Genomic DNA, 19,275 nt, shown 5'->3' on the forward strand with positions numbered 1-19,275 from the left:
CCGCCTAGGCTGGCCACCCGCTCGCAGGACGCCCTCCGCGTCCCGCCACCCGACGGAAGGACAGACATGGACATCGAGACCATGAAGAAGGTTCTGCTCGTTCTCACCAGCCACGACTCCCTCGGCGACACCGGGGAGCCCACCGGCTACTTCGTGGGGGAGGCCGCCCACCCGTGGAAGGTGTTCCGGGACGCCGGCTACTTCGTCGACTTCGCCTCGATCGCCGGCGGGCAGCCCCCGCAGGACGGCAAGGACGAGGAGGACGAGGTGCAGCGGCAGTACCTCGAGGACGAGACCGTGCGGGCCTCCCTCTACAACACCCCGCGGATCAGCGTGGTCGACCCGGCCCAGTACGACGCGGTCTACCTCGTCGGCGGGCACGGCACCATGTGGGACTTCGCGGGCAACGCGGACCTGCAGGCGCTGGTGGCCGACGTGCACGACGCCGGGGGAGTCGTCGGCGCCGTCTGCCACGGACCCGCCGGGCTCGTGGACGTCGAGCTCGCCAACGGTCTGCGCATCGTCGAGGGACGCCGGGTGGCCGCGTTCACCAACGCCGAGGAGGACGAGGTCGGCAAGTCGGACGTCGTCCCGTTCCTGCTCGAGGACAAGCTCGTCGAGCAGGGCGCGGACGTGCGGACCGCGCCGAACTGGACCGAGAACGTCGTCGTGGACGACCGCCTCGTCACCGGGCAGAACCCGCAGTCCGCGGCCGGCGTGGCCAAGGAGATGACCAAGCTCCTGACCGAGGTGGTGCGCGAGCAGAAGGCCGCCCAGGAGGCGGACTCCGCCGCGCTGCGCCAGGCGCACGACGCCGAGAAGTCCGAGGACGCCGAGGGCTGAGCCTCCGTCCGGTGCGAGGGGCGGCACGGCAGGCGGCGCCCGTGCCACCCCTCGCGGGCCCCGGCGTTTCCGGACAGACTGGGAGCGTCGGGCCGTCCGGCCCGGCCCAGCGGACACACGGCAGGAGAACCACATGGCTGACCTCAAGGACAAGGTCGCGCTCGTCACCGGCGCCGCCTCCGGCATCGGCGAGGCCTGCGCGAAGGACCTCGCGGCGCAGGGCGCCAAGGTCGTCGTCACGGACATCGACACCCGGCGGATCGACGACGTCGTCCAGGCGATCATGGCCGCCGGCGGCGACGCCGCCGGCTTCCGGCAGGACGTGGCGAAGCCCGAGGACTGCGAGGCCGCGGTCGAGTTCGCCCAGCAGACCTACGGCGCCCTGCACCTGGCGGTGAACAACGCCGGGGTCGCCGGCGCGGCGGACGCTGTGGGGGAGTCGGACCTCGACGCGTGGGTGCGCACCGTGCAGATCGACCTGCACTCCGTCATGTTCGGCATGCGCTACCAGCTGCCCGCCATCGAGCAGGCCGGCGGCGGGGCGATCGTCAACATGGCCTCCGTGCACGGCACCGTGGCCGTGGCCGCGGGCAACAGCGCCTACACCGCCGCCAAGCACGGCGTGGTCGGGCTCACCAAGCAGGCCGGCGTGGAGTACGGCCGGCGCGGGGTGCGGATCAACGCCGTCGGCCCCGGCTACATCGACACCCCGCTGCTCAGGACCGCGCCGGCGTCCGTCCTCGAGGGGCTCACCGCCAAGCACCCGCTCGGCCGGCTGGGCCGCGCCGAGGAGGTCGCCGCCCTGACCACGTTCCTCCTCTCGGAGAAGGCCTCCTTCATGACGGGCGGGTACTACCTGGTCGACGGCGGCTACACCGCGCTGTAGTCCCCGCACCGCGGACCCACCGCACCGGCGCCGGATGCGTGCACGCGTCGCCGCGTCCCGCACCGGCGCGGTGGGCCCGGCGCCGTCAGGGCGCGGCCGTGCCCTCCGCCACATCCGGGTGGTGGCGTGCCGCCGGTGCTGTAGGGTGAGGCGTATTGCATATGGCACTGCTCCCCGTTCCCGGGTGAGCAGGCAGGCGTCGAGCACCCCGTTCTTCTTCCAGCGTGGCACCGTTCCAGACGGTCTCAGCCCGCTCGCAGGGGCTCCAGGAGTCATTCGGCGCAACCCGGCGCGCTACCCCCTTGCCGGGACATCCGATCGAAAGACGTATCCCAGTTTTGGCTACTTTCACCGACCTTGGCGTGCCCAAGGCCCTTTCCGCCGTCCTCGCCCAGCAGGGCATCGAGCAGGCGTTCCCCATCCAGGAGAAGACCCTCCCCGACTCGCTGGCCGGCCGCGACGTGCTCGGCCGCGGCAAGACCGGCTCGGGCAAGACCGTGGCGTTCGCGCTGCCGCTCGTGTCCCGGCTCGCCGGACTGACCGGCAACGGCGCCCGCGCCGCCCGGCGGGCCAACCGGCCCACCGGCCTGGTCCTGGCCCCCACCCGCGAGCTGGCCACCCAGATCGACCGCGCGATCGCCCCGCTGGCCGAGGCCGCCGGGCAGACGACCACCGTCATCTTCGGCGGAGTCTCCCAGCGCAACCAGGAGAAGGCGCTCGCCAAGGGCGCCGACATCGTCATCGCCTGCCCCGGCCGGCTCGAGGACCTGCTGAAGCAGAACGTCCTCACGCTCGACGACGTCCGCGTGACGGTCATCGACGAGGCCGACCACATGGCCGACATGGGCTTCCTGCCCGTGGTGACCCGCATCCTCAAGCGCACCCCCCAGGGCGGCCAGCGGCTGCTGTTCTCCGCGACGCTCGACGGCGGCGTGGACAAGCTCGTCAAGCAGTTCCTGTCCAACCCGGTCAAGCACTCCGTGGACGCCCCGCAGGCCTCCGTGTCCACCATGGACCACCACGTGCTCGTCGTGGACGCGGACGAGAAGCAGGAGCTCATCGAGGCCCTGGCCTCCGGCACCGGCCGCCGCGTGATGTTCACGCGCACCAAGCACCGCGCCAAGAAGATGGCCCGCAAGCTCAGCCAGATGGGCATCCCCGCCGTGGACCTGCACGGTAACCTGTCCCAGAACGCCCGCGACCGCAACCTGGCCCAGTTCTCCGCCGGTGACGTGCGCGTGCTCGTCGCCACCGACGTCGCCGCCCGCGGCGTGCACGTGGACGAGGTCGAGCTGGTCGTGCACATCGACCCGCCCACCGAGCACAAGTCCTACCTGCACCGCTCCGGGCGCACCGCCCGCGCCGGCGCCTCCGGCTCCGTGGTCACGGTGGCCACCAAGGAGGAGCGCCGCGAGGTCACGCAGCTCATGAAGGCCGCGGGCGTCACCGCGAACTTCGACACCGTGACCGTCGGCTCCCCGGCCGTCACGGCGCTCGTGGGCGAGCTCGCCGACAAGGTCGCCTACGTGGCGCCGCCCGTCCAGGCGCAGGGCCGCCCGGCGAGCGGTCAGCGCTCCGGCGCCGGCCGTTCCGGTGGCCGTGCCGGCTCCGGCGGCAACCGCGGCCGCGGCGGACAGAACCGTTCCGAGCAGCCGCGCAGCGCCTCCCGCGACCAGCGCGGCGAGACCGGCAGCCGCGGCGGCTCCCGCCCCGGCAACGGCTCGGCCTCCCGCTCGGCGGCACCGGCCCGCTCGGCCGCGCCCAGCCGTTCCGCGGCGCCTGCGTACTCGACCGAGTCCGCGCCGGACCGCTCCACCCAGGCCGCGGCCCGTCGCCGCACCCGGAGCCCGCGCCGCGCGTCCTCCCCCCAGGGCACCGCGACCCGCTGAGCCTAGGCACCTCGCACGAGGGCCCGTTCCCTGCCGCCCCGCATAGCGCGGACGGCAGGGAACGGGCCCTCGTCGTCGTGGTGGACCTCGTCAGACGGCCGGACCCAGCCCGCGCAGGAACTCCAGGGTGACGTCCGTGTGGGCGTCCACGAGCACCAGGCCGGGAGCGGGCTCCACGGGCAGCTCCCCGGGCACCACCACCACGGGCATCCCGGCGGCCGCCGCGCTCGCCGCCCCCGTCTGCGAGTCCTCGACCGCCACGCACCGTGCCGGGTCCACGCCCAGCCGCCGCGCCGCGAGCAGGTAGGGCTCCGGGTGCGGCTTGGCGTGCTCCACGTCCTCCTGCGAGACGACCACCCGCAGCACCTCGGGCGCCCCGGACGCGGTGCCCTCCGCGACCACGGTCAGGGCGTTCGTCACCACGGCGCCGGGGATGCCGGCCCGCTCGAGCTCGGCCAGCAGGTCGCGCATGCCGGGCAGGAACGGGACCTCGCCCGTGAGCGAGGCCGCGACCTCCCGCCCGAGCTCGGCCGTGATGGCCTCGACGGTCCCCTCGGCGCCGCGCTCGACCATCAGCCGCGCCGACGCGGGCACCGTCCGGCCCAGCGTGGCGAGGTCGTCCTCGGTGCTCCAGCCGACGCCGTACCGGCCGGCCACCGCCCGCTTGGCCACGGCCCACTGCGGTTCGGAGTTCACGAGGGTGCCGTCGTGGTCGAACAGGACGGCGGCGGGGAAGTCGGGGGCGCTCACGGCCGGGTCTCCTGCACGGGGTGGAAGGGCGACGACGGGGACTGCGGGTCCAGCGAGCGCAGCAGCTCCAGGGTCAGCTCCCGGTGGGATCCCAGGTGCAGCAGCCCGGGGCCGCGCTCGACCTCCAGCTCGCCGGGGACGACCACCGTGGGGATGCCCGCCGCGACGCCCGCGGCGGCCCCGGCGGGGGAGTCCTCGACCACGACGCACCGGTGGGGGTCGACCCCGAGGCGGCGCGCCGCCGTGAGGTAGGCGTCCGGGTCCGGCTTGGGGCGGACCCCCTGCGCGTACTCGTCCGTGCCGATGACGACCTGGAACAGGTCCTCCGGGGCGGTGGCCGCGGTGTGGTGGCCCATCGCCGAGCTCGCGTTGGTGACGATCGCCGCGGGGATCCCCGCGGCCGAGAGCTCCTCGAGGAGCTCCGCGATCCCGTCGATGAAGGTCAATTCGGTGTCCTCCAGGACGCGGACGCTGTGCTCGAAGACCGCCCGGAACAGCTCGTCCGGACCGAGCGGCACGCCGACCCGCTGCAGCCGGTCGATCGTCGCGGCGACCGGCCGGCCCAGGGTCGCGAGCGAGTCCTCGGGGGTCCAGAGCCGTCCGTGCTCGGCGGCGAGGTTCTGCTTGGCGCGGTCCCAGAGCGGCTCGGTGTCGACGAGGGTCCCGTCGTGGTCGAAGAGGACGGCGTGCGGGAATCCGGGGGAGGGCATGCGCTCCAGCCTACCGGGGCGCCCGCGGGCGGGTCTCCGGCGGGAGGCCCGTCGATAGACTGGCGAGCGTGGAAACAGCCCTCGACCGCGTGCCGCACCGTCCCGCCGTCCTGCAGCGCGCCGTGCCCGTCCTCGGGGTCCCCGCGGCCCTGCTGCTCGGGGTGTGGGTGGCCGTGGGCCGCGGCCTGGCCGGCGCCGCCGGTGACCTGGTGCTGCTCTACACGCTGACGCTGGCCCTGCCGCTGACCGCGCTGCTCGTGGTGGCCGGGGTGCTGCTGCGCCGGGACGCCCGCGCCCACGTCCCTGCCGGGGCGTCCCTGCGGTCCTCGCTGACGGTGCTCGCCGCATGGGCCGTGCTCCTCGGCTTCGGCGCCGTCCTCCCGGACCGCGTGGACGGCGCCGGCGCGTCCGTGCTGACCCGGGCCGCCGACCCCGTCCACCTGGGCCTGTCCGCGGGGTTCGCCAACACCCTCGGCATCCTCTCGTTCGTCCTGGCGACCGCCGCCGTGGTGCTCGCCGCGACCGACCTGCGCCGGACCCGCCGGGTCCAGCGCGGGGAGCCGCTCAACGAGGACGAGATCCTGGACCGGCAGGGGCTGTGACCCGCCCGGCCCGCCCCGTCCGCCGCGGGACCTCGCCGCACCCGGTGGGCCCGGGTACATTGGCCGCATGACCACCGAGCGCCCCGGAACCCCCGACACCTCCCCGGTCCCTCCGGAGACCAAGGACTGGACCGTGGTGCTCGACCGGGGCTGTCCCGACTGCGGGTTCGACCCGGACTACGACGTCACGAGCACGGGGGAGCGGGCGCGGGCCACGGTCGAGCGCTGGGCGGCGGTCCTCGACCGCCTGGGCATGACGGACCGGCCCCGCCCGGGGACGTGGTCCCCGCTGGAGTACGCCTGCCACGTCCGGGACCTCTGCCGGGTCTTCCGCGAGCGGCTGCGGCTCATGCTCGACGAGCAGGACCCGGTCTTCGCGGACTGGGACCAGGACGCCGCGGCGGTCGAGGGGCAGTACAACCTGCAGGACCCCTACGAGGTCTCCGGGGAGCTCGCGCAGGAGGTCCGCGCCACCGCGGACGCCTTCGACGCCGTGACCGGGGAGCAGTGGGCCCGGACCGGCAGGCGCGGGGACGGCAAGGACTTCACCGTGGCGAGCTTCGCGGCGTACTTCCTGCACGACGTCGAGCACCACCTGCGCGTCGACGTCCGCGGCTGAGCCGGCCCCGGCCGCACCTCCCGGCGCGGACGGGCCGGGCGGGCACGTTCAGCCGAGGTGCACGGTCCCGTCGTCGTCGATCCGCCACCCCGGGTTGTACGCGATCTCCCACACCACGCCGTTGGGATCGGCGACGTGCGCGTGGAAGATGCCCCCGAAGGCGCCCGGCCGCGGGCTCGTGAGCACGGTCCCGCCCGCGGCGCTCATCGCGTCGACGCTCGCGCGCACCGCGGCCTCGCCGTCCACGTTGTGCGCGAGCGTCACGCCCTGCGCCGGGGTGGCCGATGGGAGGCCCAGGTCCTCGGCGAACTTCCCGGCGTCGAAGAGACCCAGGACCGTCCCCGGGGCGATCTGGAAGAAGAGGATCTCGCCCGGGACGTCGAGCAGCGGCTCCCAGCCGAGGCCCCGCGCGTAGAACTCGCGGGCGGCGTCGAGGTCCGGGGTGGACAGGGTGAGGAAGTGCACGCGAGGATCCACAGCGGTCCTTCGGTCGGGCCCGGCCCCGGTGAGCGGGACGGACGGGGCGGCGCGCCCGGTGTCGGGCCGAGGACGCGCACCGGGTCGGAGCTCACCGGGCGAGGGTGCACAGGGTGCGCCGGCGGAGCCGCTGCGGGCGCACCGGCGACCGGCGACGAGGCTCCCGCCCCATTCTGCCCGGGCGGCCCGTGTGCGGCCAGGGACCGTGCCGGCCCTCGCGCCGGGCGGCGTCATTTCCCGGGCCGCCCGGCGCCGACCAGATAGTCTCGAGGGCAGCACCGACGGGCGCGGACCGTTCGCCCGGGAGCGCCGGAGGACGGGACGAGGCACATGGCACAGCAGCACCAGGACGCGGTCGAGCCGGCGGAGTCGCCGTACTACGACCGGGTGCTCACGGTGCCCAACGTGGTCTCGGTGGTGCGGTTCGCGCTCATCGTCCCGGCCGTTCTGGCCGTCCTCGACATCGACGAGCGGCCGGTGCGCGCGCTGGTCCTCGTCGCCCTCTTCTCCCTGACGGACTGGGTCGACGGCGCCCTGGCCCGGGCGCTCCGGCAGCGCAGCCGGGTCGGGGAGGTCATGGACCCCATCGCCGACCGGCTGGGGACCGTGGCGATCGCCGTGGCCGCGAGCATCGTCGGGCTGTTCCCCTGGTGGGTGCTGATCGTCATCGCGGTCGTCGACGTCGTGGTGGGGATCGCCACCCTGGTCCGGCGGTCCCTCGGCACCCTGCGGGTCACGACGGTCGGCAAGGCGAAGACCGCCCTGCTCATGGTGGGGACCGTGCTCGTCCTGGCGGGGCCCGCCTGGTCCACCCCCGAGGTGACGGACGTCGGCCGGGTCATGGTCCAGGTGGCGGCCGTCCTGCACGTCCTGGCGGGCGTGCAGTACTTCCGCCAGGCCCTCCGAGGTCAGGCCGACGCCGGCGGCACGGCGAGGTAGGCGTGCCGGGCGGCGCCGATGATGCCCGCCGCGTTGCGCAGCTCGGCCGGGACGACGCGCGTGTCCAGGCGCAGACGGGGCAGGAAGTCCTCGTGCCGGGCGGAGATCCCGCCGCCGACCACGATCAGGTCCGGTGAGAAGAGGAACTCCAGGTGCGCGAAGTACTGCTGGAGACGCTCGGCGTAGTCCGGCCAGTCCAGTCCCTCCCGTTCCCGGGCCACCGCCGAGGCCCGCACCTCGGCGTCGACCCCGCCGAGCTCCAGGTGGCCCAGTTCGACGTTGGGCACGAGCTTCCCGTCCACGAACAGCGCCGAGCCGATACCGGTGCCCAGGGTGATGACCAGGACGGTGCCGGTGGTCCCGCGTCCGGCGCCGTAGCGGAGCTCGGCCAGGCCCGCGGCGTCGGCGTCGTTGAGGACGTGGACGGTGCGTCCCAGCCGCTCCGTGAGGAACCGGTGGACGTCCAGGCCGATCCACGCGTCGTCGATGTTCGCGGCGGAGCGGGCCACGCCGTGGCGGATGATCGCGGGGAGCGCCACTCCCACGCTGGCCTCCGGGTGCGGGGCCTGGGGGCTCGCGGCGAGCTCCTGCACGATGAGCACGAGCTGCTCCGCCAGGGCATCCGGCGTGGCGGGGACGGGGGTGGGGCGCTGGAGGACCGGGGTGGTCAGCTCGCCGTCGGCCATGTCCACGGCCGCGTACTTGATCAGGGTGCCGCCGACGTCCACCCCGATGTGGTGCCGGTGCAGGGTCGACCAGCCGGTCGGCGCGGGGGCTGGGACGGGGCGGGGCGAGAGATGGGCCATCCGACATCCTAGGGTCGAGGTGGGGGCACGGGGACGACGACGGGCGCGCTGCGTCCGGCTTGCTGCGCCCGACCGGGTGCGGGCCGTCGTCGGGGCCGGCACCCCGGACCATTCTGCCACCGCGGCCGCCGGGGCCGTGGAGGTGGCGCCGCGCGCGAGGCACGGCTCGGGGGGCTCCGAGGAGGATCCGCCGCGGTGGAGGTGCCGGCTCAGGCGCGCGGCCAGAGGCCCGGCGCGATGCCGCGGTCCTGCGGGCCGGCGTCGTCCCGGGAGCCCGCGTCGATCTCCCACGAGAACGGGACCCGGGCGACGGGCGCGTCCCGGACGAGTCCGTTGACCGCGCGGGCGAGCAGGTCGCGGTGGGCGGCCGGCAGCCTCAGGCACCCGTGCAGGTACGCGTCGACCTCCAGCATCCCGGCCTCGCCGCCGAGCTGGAAGCAGTGCCACCAGACCCGGGCCGCGTCGAGACCGGCGCGCTCGACGGCGTGCCGGGCGAGGCGTGCCTGCACGGCTCCGATCCTGTCGTCGTCCACGGTCCCCCCTCACTGCGGTGCGTCGCTCCGAGGACGGTCCCGGACCGGGCGCGACGCTGCGCAGCGGTCCGGGACCGTCCGTGGCGGCGCGGTGGCGCCGCCGCCCCCATCATGGTTCCGGGTGGGCCCTCGGGGCACCACACGGAGCCCGGGTGCGTGCGTTTTCCGGACCGTCGGTGCTTCCTCCGGACGCCCGGGGCCGGACGGCACCACCGACAGGGCCGGGCGGAGCGGGGTGCGGGGGTGCCGGCGGACGAGGCCGGCACACAGAAGCGGACGAGGCCGGCACACAGAAGGGGAGCGGGGCGGCCCCCCAGCCGGCCCCGCTCCCTACTGCTCCCGCGCCCGGACCCGATGCGGGTGACGCCCCCCGGAGTCCGGAGGCGGCGCGCTGTCGGTCGACGGTGCGGGAGCCGGGGGATGATCCTTGGCGGACCACAGAATCCCCTGGTGAGAAGCAACAATGCTCGATCCCGCGGCGTACGGCAAGACCCCTCAGTGTGACCCAGTTCACATGCAGACACAAAGGGTTGTGATCGCAAATGCACAGCCCGGCAGAGTGTGCTCGGGCGCCGTGCCGCGGCGCCGGGCGGGTGTGCCGGGTCAGTGCTCGGAGTTGAGCATTCCGCCCAGGCGCACCCGCATCCGGCGGCTGGCCTGGTTGAGCCCGACGATCGCCACGTCCTTGCCGTAGTGGGCGTACTTGTCCGTCACGGAGTCCAGGGCGGCGACGGTGGAGGCGTCCCAGAGATGGGAGTCGGAGAAGTCGATGACGATCTGCTGCGGGTCCCCGGCGTAGTCGAACATCGTGTACAGGTCGTTGGAGGAGGCGAAGAACAGCTCCCCGTGCACGGTGTAGACCGCCGTCTCCCGGCCGTCGCGCCGCTCGAGCGCACGGTCGACGGTGACGAAGTGGGCCACCCGGCGGGCGAAGGCGACCATCGCCACGAGCACCCCCACGATCACGCCGAGGGCGAGGTTGTGCGTCCACACGGTCACGGCCACGGTGGAGAGCATCACCAGGGTCTCCGGGAGGGGCATCCGCGCCAGGGTCGAGGGGCGGACCGAGTGCCAGTCGAACGTCGCCCACGACACGAAGATCATGATGGCCACCAGGGCCGCCATCGGGATGACCGCCACGACCTCGCCGAGGGTCACGACGAGGAGCAGCAGGAAGATCCCGGCCAGGAAGGTGGAGATGCGGGTGCGGGCCCCCGAGGCGCGCACGTTGATCATCGTCTGGCCGATCATCGCGCACCCGCCCATCCCGCCGAAGAAGCCGGTCACGATGTTGGCCGCGCCCTGCGCCCAGGACTCTCGGGTCTTGTTCGAGCGCGTGTCGGTGATGTCGTCGACGAGCTTGGCCGTCATCAGCGACTCGAGCAGGCCCACCAGCGCCATGGTCAGGGCGAACGGGGCGATGATCCGGAAGGTCTCCAGGTCCAGCGGGACGTCGGGGAAGAACAGCGACGGCAGGGACTCGGGCAGCTCGCCCTTGTCGCCGACGCTCGGCACGTCCATGCCCATCGGCACCACGATCGCGGTGATCACCACGATGGCCACCAGCGGGGCGGGGACCGCGCCGGTCAGCCGGGGGAACAGGAACACGATGGCCAGGCCCAGGGCCGTCAGTGGGTAGACGGCCCAGGGCACCCCGATCAGCTCGGGGATCTGGGAGCTGAAGATCAGGATGGCCAGGGCGTTGACGAAGCCCACCATGACCGAGCGCGGGATGAAGCGCATCAGCCGCGCCGCGCCGATCAGGGCCAGGACCACCTGGAAGACCCCGGCCAGGATCACCGCGGCGATGAAGTGGTCGATGCCGTGGGAGGCCACCAGCGGGGCGATCACCAGCGCCACCGCGCCGGTGGCAGCGGAGATCATCGCGGGCCGGCCGCCCAGCACGGCGGTGGTCACGGCCATGGTGAAGGACGCGAACAGGCCCAGGCGGGGGTCCACCCCGGCGATGATCGAGAAGGCGATCGCCTCCGGGATGAGCGCCAGGGCCACCACGAGCCCGGCCAGGACCTCGGTCTTGAGGTGACGGGGGGACCGGAGGGTCAGGCGCACCGACTGGCGCTGCTCGGGCGTGAGATCGGCCGCGGGACCGGCTGTCGTGGTGGCCAAGGAGGCTCCGTTCGCAGGAGAGGAGGGCGGGGAAAGGCTGGGCGGAAGGGCTGGGGTCGTCCCGGGTGCTGCGCATGCGGGTGGACACGGCGTTGCGCGGGCGGTGCGGCGTCCGGGTGCGGAGGCGCTCCGGCGGGGACCGCGTCGTCACCCTATCCTAACGTGAGGGTAGGGTCCTCGGCCGCGGGGCGGGGGAGAGGTGGCTCACGTCCGGTCGAGGGCGGCCAGCAGGCGCTCCTCGACGTCGGGCACCAGCGTCTCGCCGTAGCTGGAGGTGACGTGGTCGAGGTCGCGGTAGACCATGATGTTGCCGACCACCCCGGGGCAGGTGGTCCCGGTGCACAGCCGGTCGGTGAGGTCGATGCTGTGCAGGTCCTCGTGCCGGGCGGCCAGCTCCTCCAGCGGGTTGACGGGGAGCAGCGACTCGGAGCGGGGGACGTTGCAGCGGTCGCGGTCGGGCCCGTAGGTCTCCACGCACTCGAACATGTCGTAGGGGAAGCGCGGGTTGTCGCGGAAGGCCAGCACCGGGATGCCGGCGTCCAGGAAGGGCCGCACGCCGGCCTCGTAGCCCTCGACGAGCTTCTCGTGCGGGGCCTCGGGCAGACTGAGGGTGCCGATGGTCAGCACCGCGTCGGGCTCCGTCTCCAGGACCGCCTCCCGGGCCGCGGTGTTGAAGTCGTTGCACTCGGCCTGGTAGTTCTCCGACTCGCTCGTGTAGCGGCAGGCGTTGCGCAGATAGGAGACCACCGTCCAGCCCTGGGCGTCGGCGACCCGGTGGATCGGTGTGAGCAGCTGCCGGGCGTGGGAGTCCCCGAGGACCACCAGGGTCAGCCCGGGGTCGGTGCCGCGGGGATCGGTGTCACCGGCGGGGTCGGGGGTGATGATCCTGCACTCGCCCAGCTCGGCGATGCCCGCCGGGGTCCGCTCGGGGGGACAGAGGTCTCCGGTGTCGCCCCACTCCTGGTCGCGCTCGTCCTCGGTGGGGATGATCGGCACGTCCGGGACCTCGCCGATGTCCTCGCGCAGCACCGCGGCGCCGGGGTAGTTCTGCGCGGTGCGCTCCACCCCGGCGGTGGGGTCGCGCAGCACCGTGTACTGGTGAGCGCCGGTGAGCGGTACCGCCACGAGCAGGGCGGTGGCGATCAGCCGGATCCCGCTGCGGGCCCGGATCCCGGGCAGGGCCCGCCAGCCGGTCAGCAGCAGCGCGGTGACCCGGGTGAGGACCACCGAGGCGGCCAGGATCCCGAGCCCGGCCGGCACCGGCACGGTGTCCCGGGCCGTGAGCAGCAGGTAGGTGATCAGCAAAGGCCAGTGCCACAGGTAGATCCCGTAGGCCCGGTCCCCGAACCACTGCAGCGGACGCGCCGACAGGAGCCGGGCAGCGCCGGTCCGGGCGTCGGGTGCCAGCGCACCGCCGAGCAGGATCGCCGCGGCCCCCAGGGTGGGGGCCAGGGCCACGGTGCCGGGGAAGCGGGTGTCGGGGCCGATGAGGAAGGGGGTGGCGAGGATCGCGGCCAGCCCGGCCCAGCCCAGGACCACCCCGGTCACCCGGGCCGGGGCGCTCCGGCGCCGGGAGGCCGTCCCCGCGGCGCCGGAGCCGGCCAGGGCCAGGGCTGCCATCGAGCCCAGGGCGAACTCCCACAGCCGGGTCAGGGTGCTGAAGTAGGCCGCCTCGGGCCCGGCCGCGGTGGCCACCACCGACCAGGCCAGCGAGCCGGCGAACACGGCGGCGAACACGACCCAGGCCACAGGGCGGAACCCGATCCCGGCCCGCCGGGCCGTCACGGCGGCCCCGGACAGCAGCAGCGGCCACACCAGGAACACCTGGCCCTGCACCGACAGCGACCACATGTGCTGCAGCGGGGTCGTGGCCGCGGAGTTGCCGGCGTAGTAGTCCACGGCCTGGTCCGCCAGCACCCAGTTCACGACGTAGAACAGCGACCCCCAGGCCTGGGCCAGCAGCTCGGCCCACCGGCTGGGCGGGAACCAGAGGAACACCGCGGCGAGCACGGCCAGCAGCAGCACCGCCACCGGGCCCAGCAGCCGGGCGAAGGTCCGGGCCCAGTAGGCCGGCAGTGCCAGGGGCCGGCCGTGCTCGATCCGGCGGGCGAAGGAGCCGGTGAGCAGGAACGCGGAGAGCACGAAGAACACGTCCACCCCGCCGGAGACCTTCTCGGTCCACACGTGGAAGACCACCACCAGCAGCACAGCCACCCCGCGCAGACCCTGCAGATCCGGACGGTGAGCGGTCCGCGGGGACGGGCTGCGGAGGGCCACCACGGGCTCGGCGGCGCAGCTCGTCGAGCGCTCGGTCATCGCCGGAGCCGCTGCTCCAGCATCGCGATGAACTCGTCCGCCTGGGCCAGCTTCCTGGCCAGCCGGTCCCGCTCGGGGTGGGCCCGCTCGAGGTAGTCGGCGAGCCGGGCCTCTGCGGGCTCGTCGGCGCCGAGCAGCTCGAGCAGCTCGGCCATCTCCTCCAGGGAGAAGCCGAGCGGCTTCATCCGCTTGATGTGGGTGAGCCGCTCCACGTCCCGCTCCGTGTACACGCGGAACCCGCCCTCGGTGCGCGAGGCCGGCAGCAGGCCCACCTCGTCGTAGTGGCGGATGGTGCGCAGGGACAGCTCGGTCCGATCGGCGAGCTCGCCGATCTGCATGGTGCCTCCGCGGACGCGCTGCGGCATCGAACGACCTCCAGGAATCAGGGGACCCCGAGTCTACCAACCGCCCGGTCCCGGTCCCGGCCCCGGGGCCGGGGCCGGGCGGTCGTGCGGCTCAGGCGTCGACGACGACGACCGTCACCAGCGGGGCCCGCCGGTAGGCGCGCTCCAGGTGGCGGGAGACGGTCTCGGCGATGATCGACTCGAGCTTCTCCAGGTCGGCGACCTTGGACGTGGCCGGGCGCGCCAGGGCGTTCTTCACCTTGTCGGCGGCCCCGTCGAAGACGTGCTCGTCGTGGACGAAGCCCTTCGCCAGGAACTCCAGCGGCTCGGCGAGCGCGTTGGTGTCGGCGTCGACGATGGCCACGACCGTGACCACTCCGCCCTCCTGCAGCAGCCGGCGCTCCACCAGGGTCTCCTCGGTGACCTTGCCCACGGTGTGGCCGTCGACGTAGACCAGACCGGCCTCCACCTGCCCGGAGATCCGCGCCCGGCCGTCGACGAGGTCGATGACGGTGCCGTCCCGGCCGATCAGCACGTTCTCCGGGTCGACACCGGTGCGGACCGCCAGCTCGGCGTTGGCGTGCAGGTGCTTGGACTCCCCGTGCACGGGCAGCACGTGGGTGGGCTTGACGATGTTGTAGCAGTAGACCAGCTCCCCGGCCGAGGCGTGGCCGGAGACGTGGACCTTGGCGTTGCCCTTGTGCACGACCTTCACGCCGAGGTCGGTGAGCTTGTTGATGATGCCGTAGATCGCGTTCTCGTTGCCCGGGATCAGCGAGCTCGCCATGAGCACCGTGTCCCCGGCGTTGAGCTGGATCTGGTGCGTCTCGTTGGCCATGCGCGAGAGCGCGGCCAGGGGCTCGCCCTGGGAGCCGGTGCACACCAGGGTGACCTTGGCGTCCGGCATGGACTGGAGCTTCTTGAAGTCGACCACCAGCCCGCGGGGGATCTTCAGGTAGCCCAGGTCGCGGGCGATGCCCATGTTCTTGACCATGGACCGGCCCACGAAGGCCACCTTGCGCCCGTGGGCGTGGGCGGCGTCGAGGACCTGCTGGATGCGGTGGACGTGGCTGGCGAAGCTGGAGACGATGATCCGCTTCGGGGCGGTGGCGAAGACCTGGTTGATCGCCGGCGTCAGCTCCTGCTCCGAGGTGGTGAAACCGGGGACCTCGGCGTTGGTGGAGTCGGTGAGGAACAGGTCCACGCCCTCGTCGCCCAGGCGGGCGAAGTGGCGCAGGTCGGTGATCCGGTCGTCCAGCGGGAACTGGTCCATCCGGAAGTCCCCGGTGTGCAGCACCAGCCCGGCGTCCGTGCGGATCGCCACGGCCAGGCTGTCCGGGATCGAGTGGTTGACCGCGACGAACTCGCACTCGAACGGGCCCGCCTTGTGGGTGTCCCCGGCCTCGACGTGGACCGCCTTCGGGGTGATCCGGTGCTCCTTGAGCTTGGACGTGATGAACGCCAGGGTCAGCTCGGAGCCGATGACCGGGATGTCCGGGCGCTCCTTGAGCAGGTACGGCACGCCCCCGATGTGGTCCTCGTGGCCGTGGGTGAGCACGATGCCGACGATGTCGCCCAACCGGTGCCGGATGGAGGTGAAGTCGGGCAGGATCACGTCGATGCCCGGCTGGTGCTCCTCGGGGAACAGCACCCCGCAGTCGACGACGAGCAGCTTGCCGGCGTGCTCGAAGACGGTCATGTTGCGTCCGATCTCGCCCAGACCGCCCAGCGGGGTGATCCGCAGGCCCCCGGAGGGCAGCGGGGGCGGGGACTTGAGCTTGCGGGAGGAAATGGTCAAAGGATTCCGCTTTCATCGTGGGTTCAACGTGGGGTGGAGCAAGGTCGTGCGGGCGGCTCGCGTCGAGCCGGGGCCGCGTCCGGGACCTGACGGCCCCGAGAAGTCTGGGACAACTCTAACGTCGGGTCAGGGTCGCGGCGGACCGCCGGGCGGCGCGGACGGGGAACGGACCGCCCCGGCGGGGGCCCGCAGGAGGCGGTGACCGGTCACCGGCCGGGCGGGAAGGGGCTCGGCGCGGGTCTTCCGCGCGCTCGCGGCGGGACAGCGGGAGGGCCTCAGTCCAGCGGGACGTCGAGGCACTGCTCGTCGTCGCGCCACGTGCACCGCGTGCCGAGCGCGGCGCTGAGCCGCTCCATCCGCCGTGCGATGCCCCGGGCCTCGGCGGTGGCCGTCCTCGCCCGGAGGGCCTCGATCACCGTGGGGTGCAGGCGCAGGCGGCGGGGCAGGCCGTCCCGGACGTCGAGCAGGAAGACGAAGGACTGGTCGTTGCGCTCGTCGGGACGGACGGCGTAGTCGTCGACGAAGTCCCCGGCGCCGTAGACCACCGGCCGGCCGCGGTGCACCTCGACGCCGCGGAAGACGTGCGGGGAGTGGCCGAAGACCACGTCCGCCCCGGCCTCCACCAGCGCGTGGGCGAACGCGCGGTGCTCCGGCGGCACCTGCGCGCCCCAGTTGGGCCCCCAGTGGGCGGAGACGACGAGGAGGCCGGTGCGCTCCCGGGTCCGCCGGACGAGCTGCAGGAGGTCCTGCGCGCGGTCGTCGGCGAGGTCGACGGGCACGTGGTGGACGCCGGGGGACGCGGGGCCCGCAGCCCAGCCCGGCTCGTTGTCCGTGAAGGCGAGGAAGCCCACCGCGGTCCCGGCCCGGGTGCAGACCGCGGGGCGTCGTGCCGCCTCCGCGTCCGGGCCCGCCCCGGTGTGCAGGATGCCGTGCTCGTCCAGCAGGGGGAGCATCTCCCGCATGGCCTCCACGCCGTGGTCGAGCACGTGGTTGTTCGCCAGCGAGACGACGTCGACACCGGCGGCCTCCAGGCTCGCGACGTTCTTGCGGTCCGAGCGGAAGTGGAACCTCTTGCCGGGCCGGGGCGGGCCGTCGTCGGCGAGCACGCACTCGAGGTTCGCGAACCGCAGGTCCGCCTGCGCGAGCAGGGGGAGGACGTCCCCCCACGGATGGGCCGGGCCCTCGTGGCGCAGCCGCTCGTCGACCAGCCGGCCGAGCATGACATCGCCGACGAGTGCGATCCGCATGAGCCGCCTCCTGTCCGGACGCTCCCATCGTGACCCCTGGCCCGCGGGCGGACAAGAGCGGCCGGTGGTGGCCGTCCCGGTCACGGGGACCACGCAGCTCCGCCGGCGCCGCCCGCCCGGGAGGCAGGAGGCGCCGGCGGCCACCGGTCACCGGCCCAGATCGGCCCAGTCGGTCATCCGGGCGCTGTTCGCCACGGCCGGGCGCAGCTGCGCCGGCTCCGGCAGGAGCACGGACAGGTCGGAGACGGCCTGGTAGGCCCAGGAGGGCCCGGTGCGCACGGGCGAGGAGGCGGGGACGCCCCCCGTGCGGTGCAGGCGGGTCGCGTAGCCCAGGATGAGCAGGCCGGCCACGGCCAGGCCGACGCCCACCCAGGCGGGGGAGCGGTAGCCCCAGCCGGCGGTGATGACGGCGCCGCCGAGGAACGCGCCCATGGCGTTGGCCAGGTTGAACGCCGCGTGGTTCATGGCGGCGGTCAGGGACGGGGCGTCCTTGGCCTCGCGCAGCAGGCGCATCTGCAGCGCGGTGCTGAAGAGGGCGCCCATGGCGCCGATCCACAGCACGCCGAGCACGGCCGCGACCGCGGAGTGGGCGAACAGGCCGAAGAAGGCCAGGGCCACGCCGGAGACGGCCCCCGCGCCCAGGGCGGTCTTCTCGATGGACCGGTCCAGCAGCGGGCCCGCCAGCAGGGAGCCCGCGGTCATGCCCACGCCGTACACGGCCAGCACCCACGGCACCATGGAGATGTCGAGGCCGCTGAGCTCGGTCAGGATCGGGGAGACGAACGTGTAGACCGCGAACATGCCGCCGAAGCCGACCGCCCCGGCCAGCAGGGTCAGGGCCACCTGGGGCCGGCCCAGGGCACGGACCTCCTGGGCCACGGAGACGCCGCCGCCCTTGCGGGTGCGGGGGATCCAGAGGGCGAGGGCCGCGACGGTGAGCAGGCCGATGACCACCACGAGCCCGTACCCGGCCCGCCAGCCCAGGCTCCCGCCGAGCACGGCGGCCAGGGGGACGCCCACGATGTTGGCGACCGTCAGGCCGAGCGCCACGCGGGCCACGGCGGTGCCGCGCCGCTCGCGCGGCACCAGGGAGGAGGCCACCACCGCGGCGACCCCGAAGTAGGCGCCGTGGGGCAGGCCGGAGAGGAAGCGCGCCACGTACAGCCACTCGAGGGACGGCGCGGCCGCGGACAGGACGTTGCCGGCGGTGAAGGCGACCATCAGCCCGAGCAGGAGCCTCTTGCGCTCCACCCGGGCGGTCAGGGACGTGATGAGGGGTGCGCCGACGACCACGCCCAGGGCGTAGAGGGAGATGGCGTGCCCGAGGGAGGGGATCGAGGCGTCGAGGTCCTCGGCGATGAAGGGGAGCAGGCCCATCGAGGCGAACTCGGTGGTGCCCACGCCGAAGCCGCCGAGGGCGAGGGCGAAGAGGGCGAAGCGGGTGCCGGTGCGGTCCGGGGCGTTGATCACCTGGAGCACGGCAGTGCGAGGTGCGGACATGGCGGATCCTTCCGTGCGGAGCATGGGGGTGCGGGTGGAAGGCGCGTCGTCGGGCCGAACGGGTGGAAACCTCGATGCTACGGAGGATGTCGAGGGCATCCAACGGTTCGGGCCTGTGATCTTGGACAAATCGGGCATCCGTGTGATATGTGTCGCGCTCGGGTTCCAGGGCCTCGTCATGCCGCCCACGGAACCGGGAACCACGACTTCAAGGAGGCGCGTCCCATGACCGACACCCACGCTGCGGGTCCGGACACCGATGTCATCGACATCCTCACCACCGACCACCGGGAGATGCTCGAACTGCTCGGCCAGATCGAGGGCTCCCCGGACGCCGCCCGGCGCAGGGACCTGGCCGACACCGTGATCGCGGAGGTCATGCGCCACGCCGTCGCGGAGGAGATGCACGTCTACCCGGTGATGGAGAAGCACCTGCCCGGCGGCGCCGAGGAGGTCGAGCACGACAAGAAGGAGCACGACGATCTCGTCCGGGTCATGAAGCAGGTGGAGGGCGTCGACGCCTCCGAGCCGGCGTTCATGGAGCTGATCCGCGAGATGCAGTCGCAGCTGCGCCACCACATCGAGGACGAGGAGTCCGACCAGTTCCCGAAGCTGCGGGCGCACATCCCGGCCGAGGACCTCGTGGAACTGGGCCGGAAGGTGCAGAACGCCAAGAAGGTGGCGCCGACCCGGCCGCACCCCTCCGCGCCGCACTCGGAGCTGTTCCACAAGACCGTCGGGCCCGGCGTCGGCATGGTCGACCGGCTCCGGGACCGGCTGACGGGCCGGAGCACCGGCTAGCCGGGCGATGGTCCCCCGCGGACAGCACGGCACGGACCCCTGCTGGACGAGCGCCTCGCGAGGCTCGCCCGGCGGGGGTCCGTGCTGT

The 19,275-nt window shown here is 73.6% G+C and carries 18 protein-coding genes; 7 read left to right on the plus strand and 11 right to left on the minus strand.

Annotated features, from left to right (window positions below; genetic code table 11):
• The first annotated feature begins 66 nt into the window (after positions 1 to 66).
• The 3 genes from CK505_RS04645 to CK505_RS04655 all read left to right on the plus strand — a co-directional run bounded on the left by CK505_RS04645 (position 67) and on the right by CK505_RS04655 (position 3,618).
• On the plus strand, positions 67 to 843 hold the full coding sequence (locus CK505_RS04645) for a type 1 glutamine amidotransferase domain-containing protein (RefSeq protein ID WP_095650378.1): 777 nt from the start codon (positions 67 to 69) through the stop codon (positions 841 to 843).
• Between the two features lie 133 nt (positions 844 to 976).
• Positions 977 to 1,729, plus strand: coding sequence for an SDR family NAD(P)-dependent oxidoreductase (locus CK505_RS04650; protein WP_017832593.1), 753 nt, complete (start codon positions 977 to 979; stop codon positions 1,727 to 1,729).
• A gap of 362 nt (positions 1,730 to 2,091) precedes the next feature.
• Positions 2,092 to 3,618 (plus strand): DEAD/DEAH box helicase, encoded by a 1,527-nt coding sequence (locus tag CK505_RS04655; protein WP_095650379.1) that lies wholly within the window; start codon positions 2,092 to 2,094, stop codon positions 3,616 to 3,618.
• Between the two features lie 90 nt (positions 3,619 to 3,708).
• On the opposite strand, the gene CK505_RS04660 is transcribed toward CK505_RS04655, so the two are convergent.
• Together CK505_RS04660 and CK505_RS04665 are read right to left on the minus strand one after the other, a co-directional pair.
• Complete coding sequence (locus tag CK505_RS04660; protein ID WP_017832591.1) at positions 3,709 to 4,368, minus strand: HAD family phosphatase; 660 nt, start codon at positions 4,366 to 4,368, stop codon at positions 3,709 to 3,711.
• Complete coding sequence (locus CK505_RS04665) at positions 4,365 to 5,078, minus strand: HAD family phosphatase (protein ID WP_095650380.1); 714 nt, start codon at positions 5,076 to 5,078, stop codon at positions 4,365 to 4,367. The genes CK505_RS04660 and CK505_RS04665 overlap by 4 nt, the downstream gene beginning before the upstream one ends.
• Before the next feature lie 68 nt (positions 5,079 to 5,146).
• Here CK505_RS04665 and CK505_RS04670 point away from each other — a divergent pair, with 68 nt between their 5' ends.
• Together CK505_RS04670 and CK505_RS04675 are read left to right on the plus strand one after the other, a co-directional pair.
• Entirely contained in the window at positions 5,147 to 5,680 is a 534-nt protein-coding gene (locus CK505_RS04670; RefSeq protein WP_052133013.1) for a hypothetical protein, read from the plus strand.
• A 67-nt stretch (positions 5,681 to 5,747) separates the two neighbouring features.
• Positions 5,748 to 6,299, plus strand: coding sequence for a DinB family protein (locus CK505_RS04675; RefSeq protein ID WP_017832588.1), 552 nt, complete (start codon positions 5,748 to 5,750; stop codon positions 6,297 to 6,299).
• A gap of 48 nt (positions 6,300 to 6,347) precedes the next feature.
• Here CK505_RS04675 and CK505_RS04680 read toward each other — a convergent pair whose 3' ends face one another.
• On the minus strand, positions 6,348 to 6,764 hold the full coding sequence (locus CK505_RS04680) for a VOC family protein (protein WP_241482887.1): 417 nt from the start codon (positions 6,762 to 6,764) through the stop codon (positions 6,348 to 6,350).
• Positions 6,765 to 7,106: 342 nt separating this feature from the next.
• On the opposite strand from CK505_RS04680, the gene CK505_RS04685 reads away from it, so the two are divergent.
• Positions 7,107 to 7,715, plus strand: a complete 609-nt coding sequence (locus CK505_RS04685; protein WP_052133014.1) for a CDP-alcohol phosphatidyltransferase family protein — start codon at positions 7,107 to 7,109, stop codon at positions 7,713 to 7,715.
• Here the strand turns inward: CK505_RS04685 and ppgK are convergent.
• The 8 genes from ppgK to CK505_RS04725 all read right to left on the minus strand — a co-directional run bounded on the left by ppgK (position 7,685) and on the right by CK505_RS04725 (position 18,386).
• Positions 7,685 to 8,521 (minus strand): polyphosphate--glucose phosphotransferase, encoded by an 837-nt coding sequence (ppgK, locus tag CK505_RS04690; RefSeq protein WP_241482888.1) that lies wholly within the window; start codon positions 8,519 to 8,521, stop codon positions 7,685 to 7,687. The genes CK505_RS04685 and ppgK overlap by 31 nt on opposite strands.
• A gap of 209 nt (positions 8,522 to 8,730) precedes the next feature.
• On the minus strand, positions 8,731 to 9,054 hold the full coding sequence (locus CK505_RS04695) for a hypothetical protein (RefSeq protein ID WP_095650381.1): 324 nt from the start codon (positions 9,052 to 9,054) through the stop codon (positions 8,731 to 8,733).
• Positions 9,055 to 9,657: 603 nt separating this feature from the next.
• Positions 9,658 to 11,181, minus strand: coding sequence for a SulP family inorganic anion transporter (locus CK505_RS04700; protein ID WP_095650382.1), 1,524 nt, complete (start codon positions 11,179 to 11,181; stop codon positions 9,658 to 9,660).
• 204 nt (positions 11,182 to 11,385) lie between these two features.
• Positions 11,386 to 13,497 (minus strand): acyltransferase family protein, encoded by a 2,112-nt coding sequence (locus tag CK505_RS04705; protein WP_095650383.1) that lies wholly within the window; start codon positions 13,495 to 13,497, stop codon positions 11,386 to 11,388.
• Positions 13,494 to 13,862, minus strand: coding sequence for a MerR family transcriptional regulator (locus CK505_RS04710; RefSeq protein ID WP_017832581.1), 369 nt, complete (start codon positions 13,860 to 13,862; stop codon positions 13,494 to 13,496). The genes CK505_RS04705 and CK505_RS04710 overlap by 4 nt, the downstream gene beginning before the upstream one ends.
• A gap of 91 nt (positions 13,863 to 13,953) precedes the next feature.
• Positions 13,954 to 15,639 (minus strand): ribonuclease J, encoded by a 1,686-nt coding sequence (locus CK505_RS04715; protein ID WP_095650384.1) that lies wholly within the window; start codon positions 15,637 to 15,639, stop codon positions 13,954 to 13,956.
• 275 nt (positions 15,640 to 15,914) lie between these two features.
• Positions 15,915 to 16,886, minus strand: coding sequence for a CapA family protein (locus CK505_RS04720; protein ID WP_095650385.1), 972 nt, complete (start codon positions 16,884 to 16,886; stop codon positions 15,915 to 15,917).
• 147 nt (positions 16,887 to 17,033) lie between these two features.
• Positions 17,034 to 18,386: an MFS transporter gene (locus tag CK505_RS04725; RefSeq protein ID WP_229587381.1), complete on the minus strand. Its 1,353-nt coding sequence runs from the start codon at positions 18,384 to 18,386 to the stop codon at positions 17,034 to 17,036.
• Positions 18,387 to 18,611: 225 nt separating this feature from the next.
• Between CK505_RS04725 and CK505_RS04730 the strand changes: the two genes are divergently transcribed.
• Positions 18,612 to 19,187 carry a hemerythrin domain-containing protein gene (locus CK505_RS04730; protein WP_095650387.1) on the plus strand — a complete coding sequence of 192 codons (576 nt, stop codon included), beginning with the start codon at positions 18,612 to 18,614 and terminating at the stop codon, positions 19,185 to 19,187.
• Positions 19,188 to 19,275 lie beyond the last annotated feature (88 nt).

Origin of the sequence: Kocuria sp. WN036 (genome assembly GCF_002287015.1) — a bacterium.
GTDB classification, from domain to species: domain Bacteria; phylum Actinomycetota; class Actinomycetes; order Actinomycetales; family Micrococcaceae; genus Kocuria; species Kocuria rosea.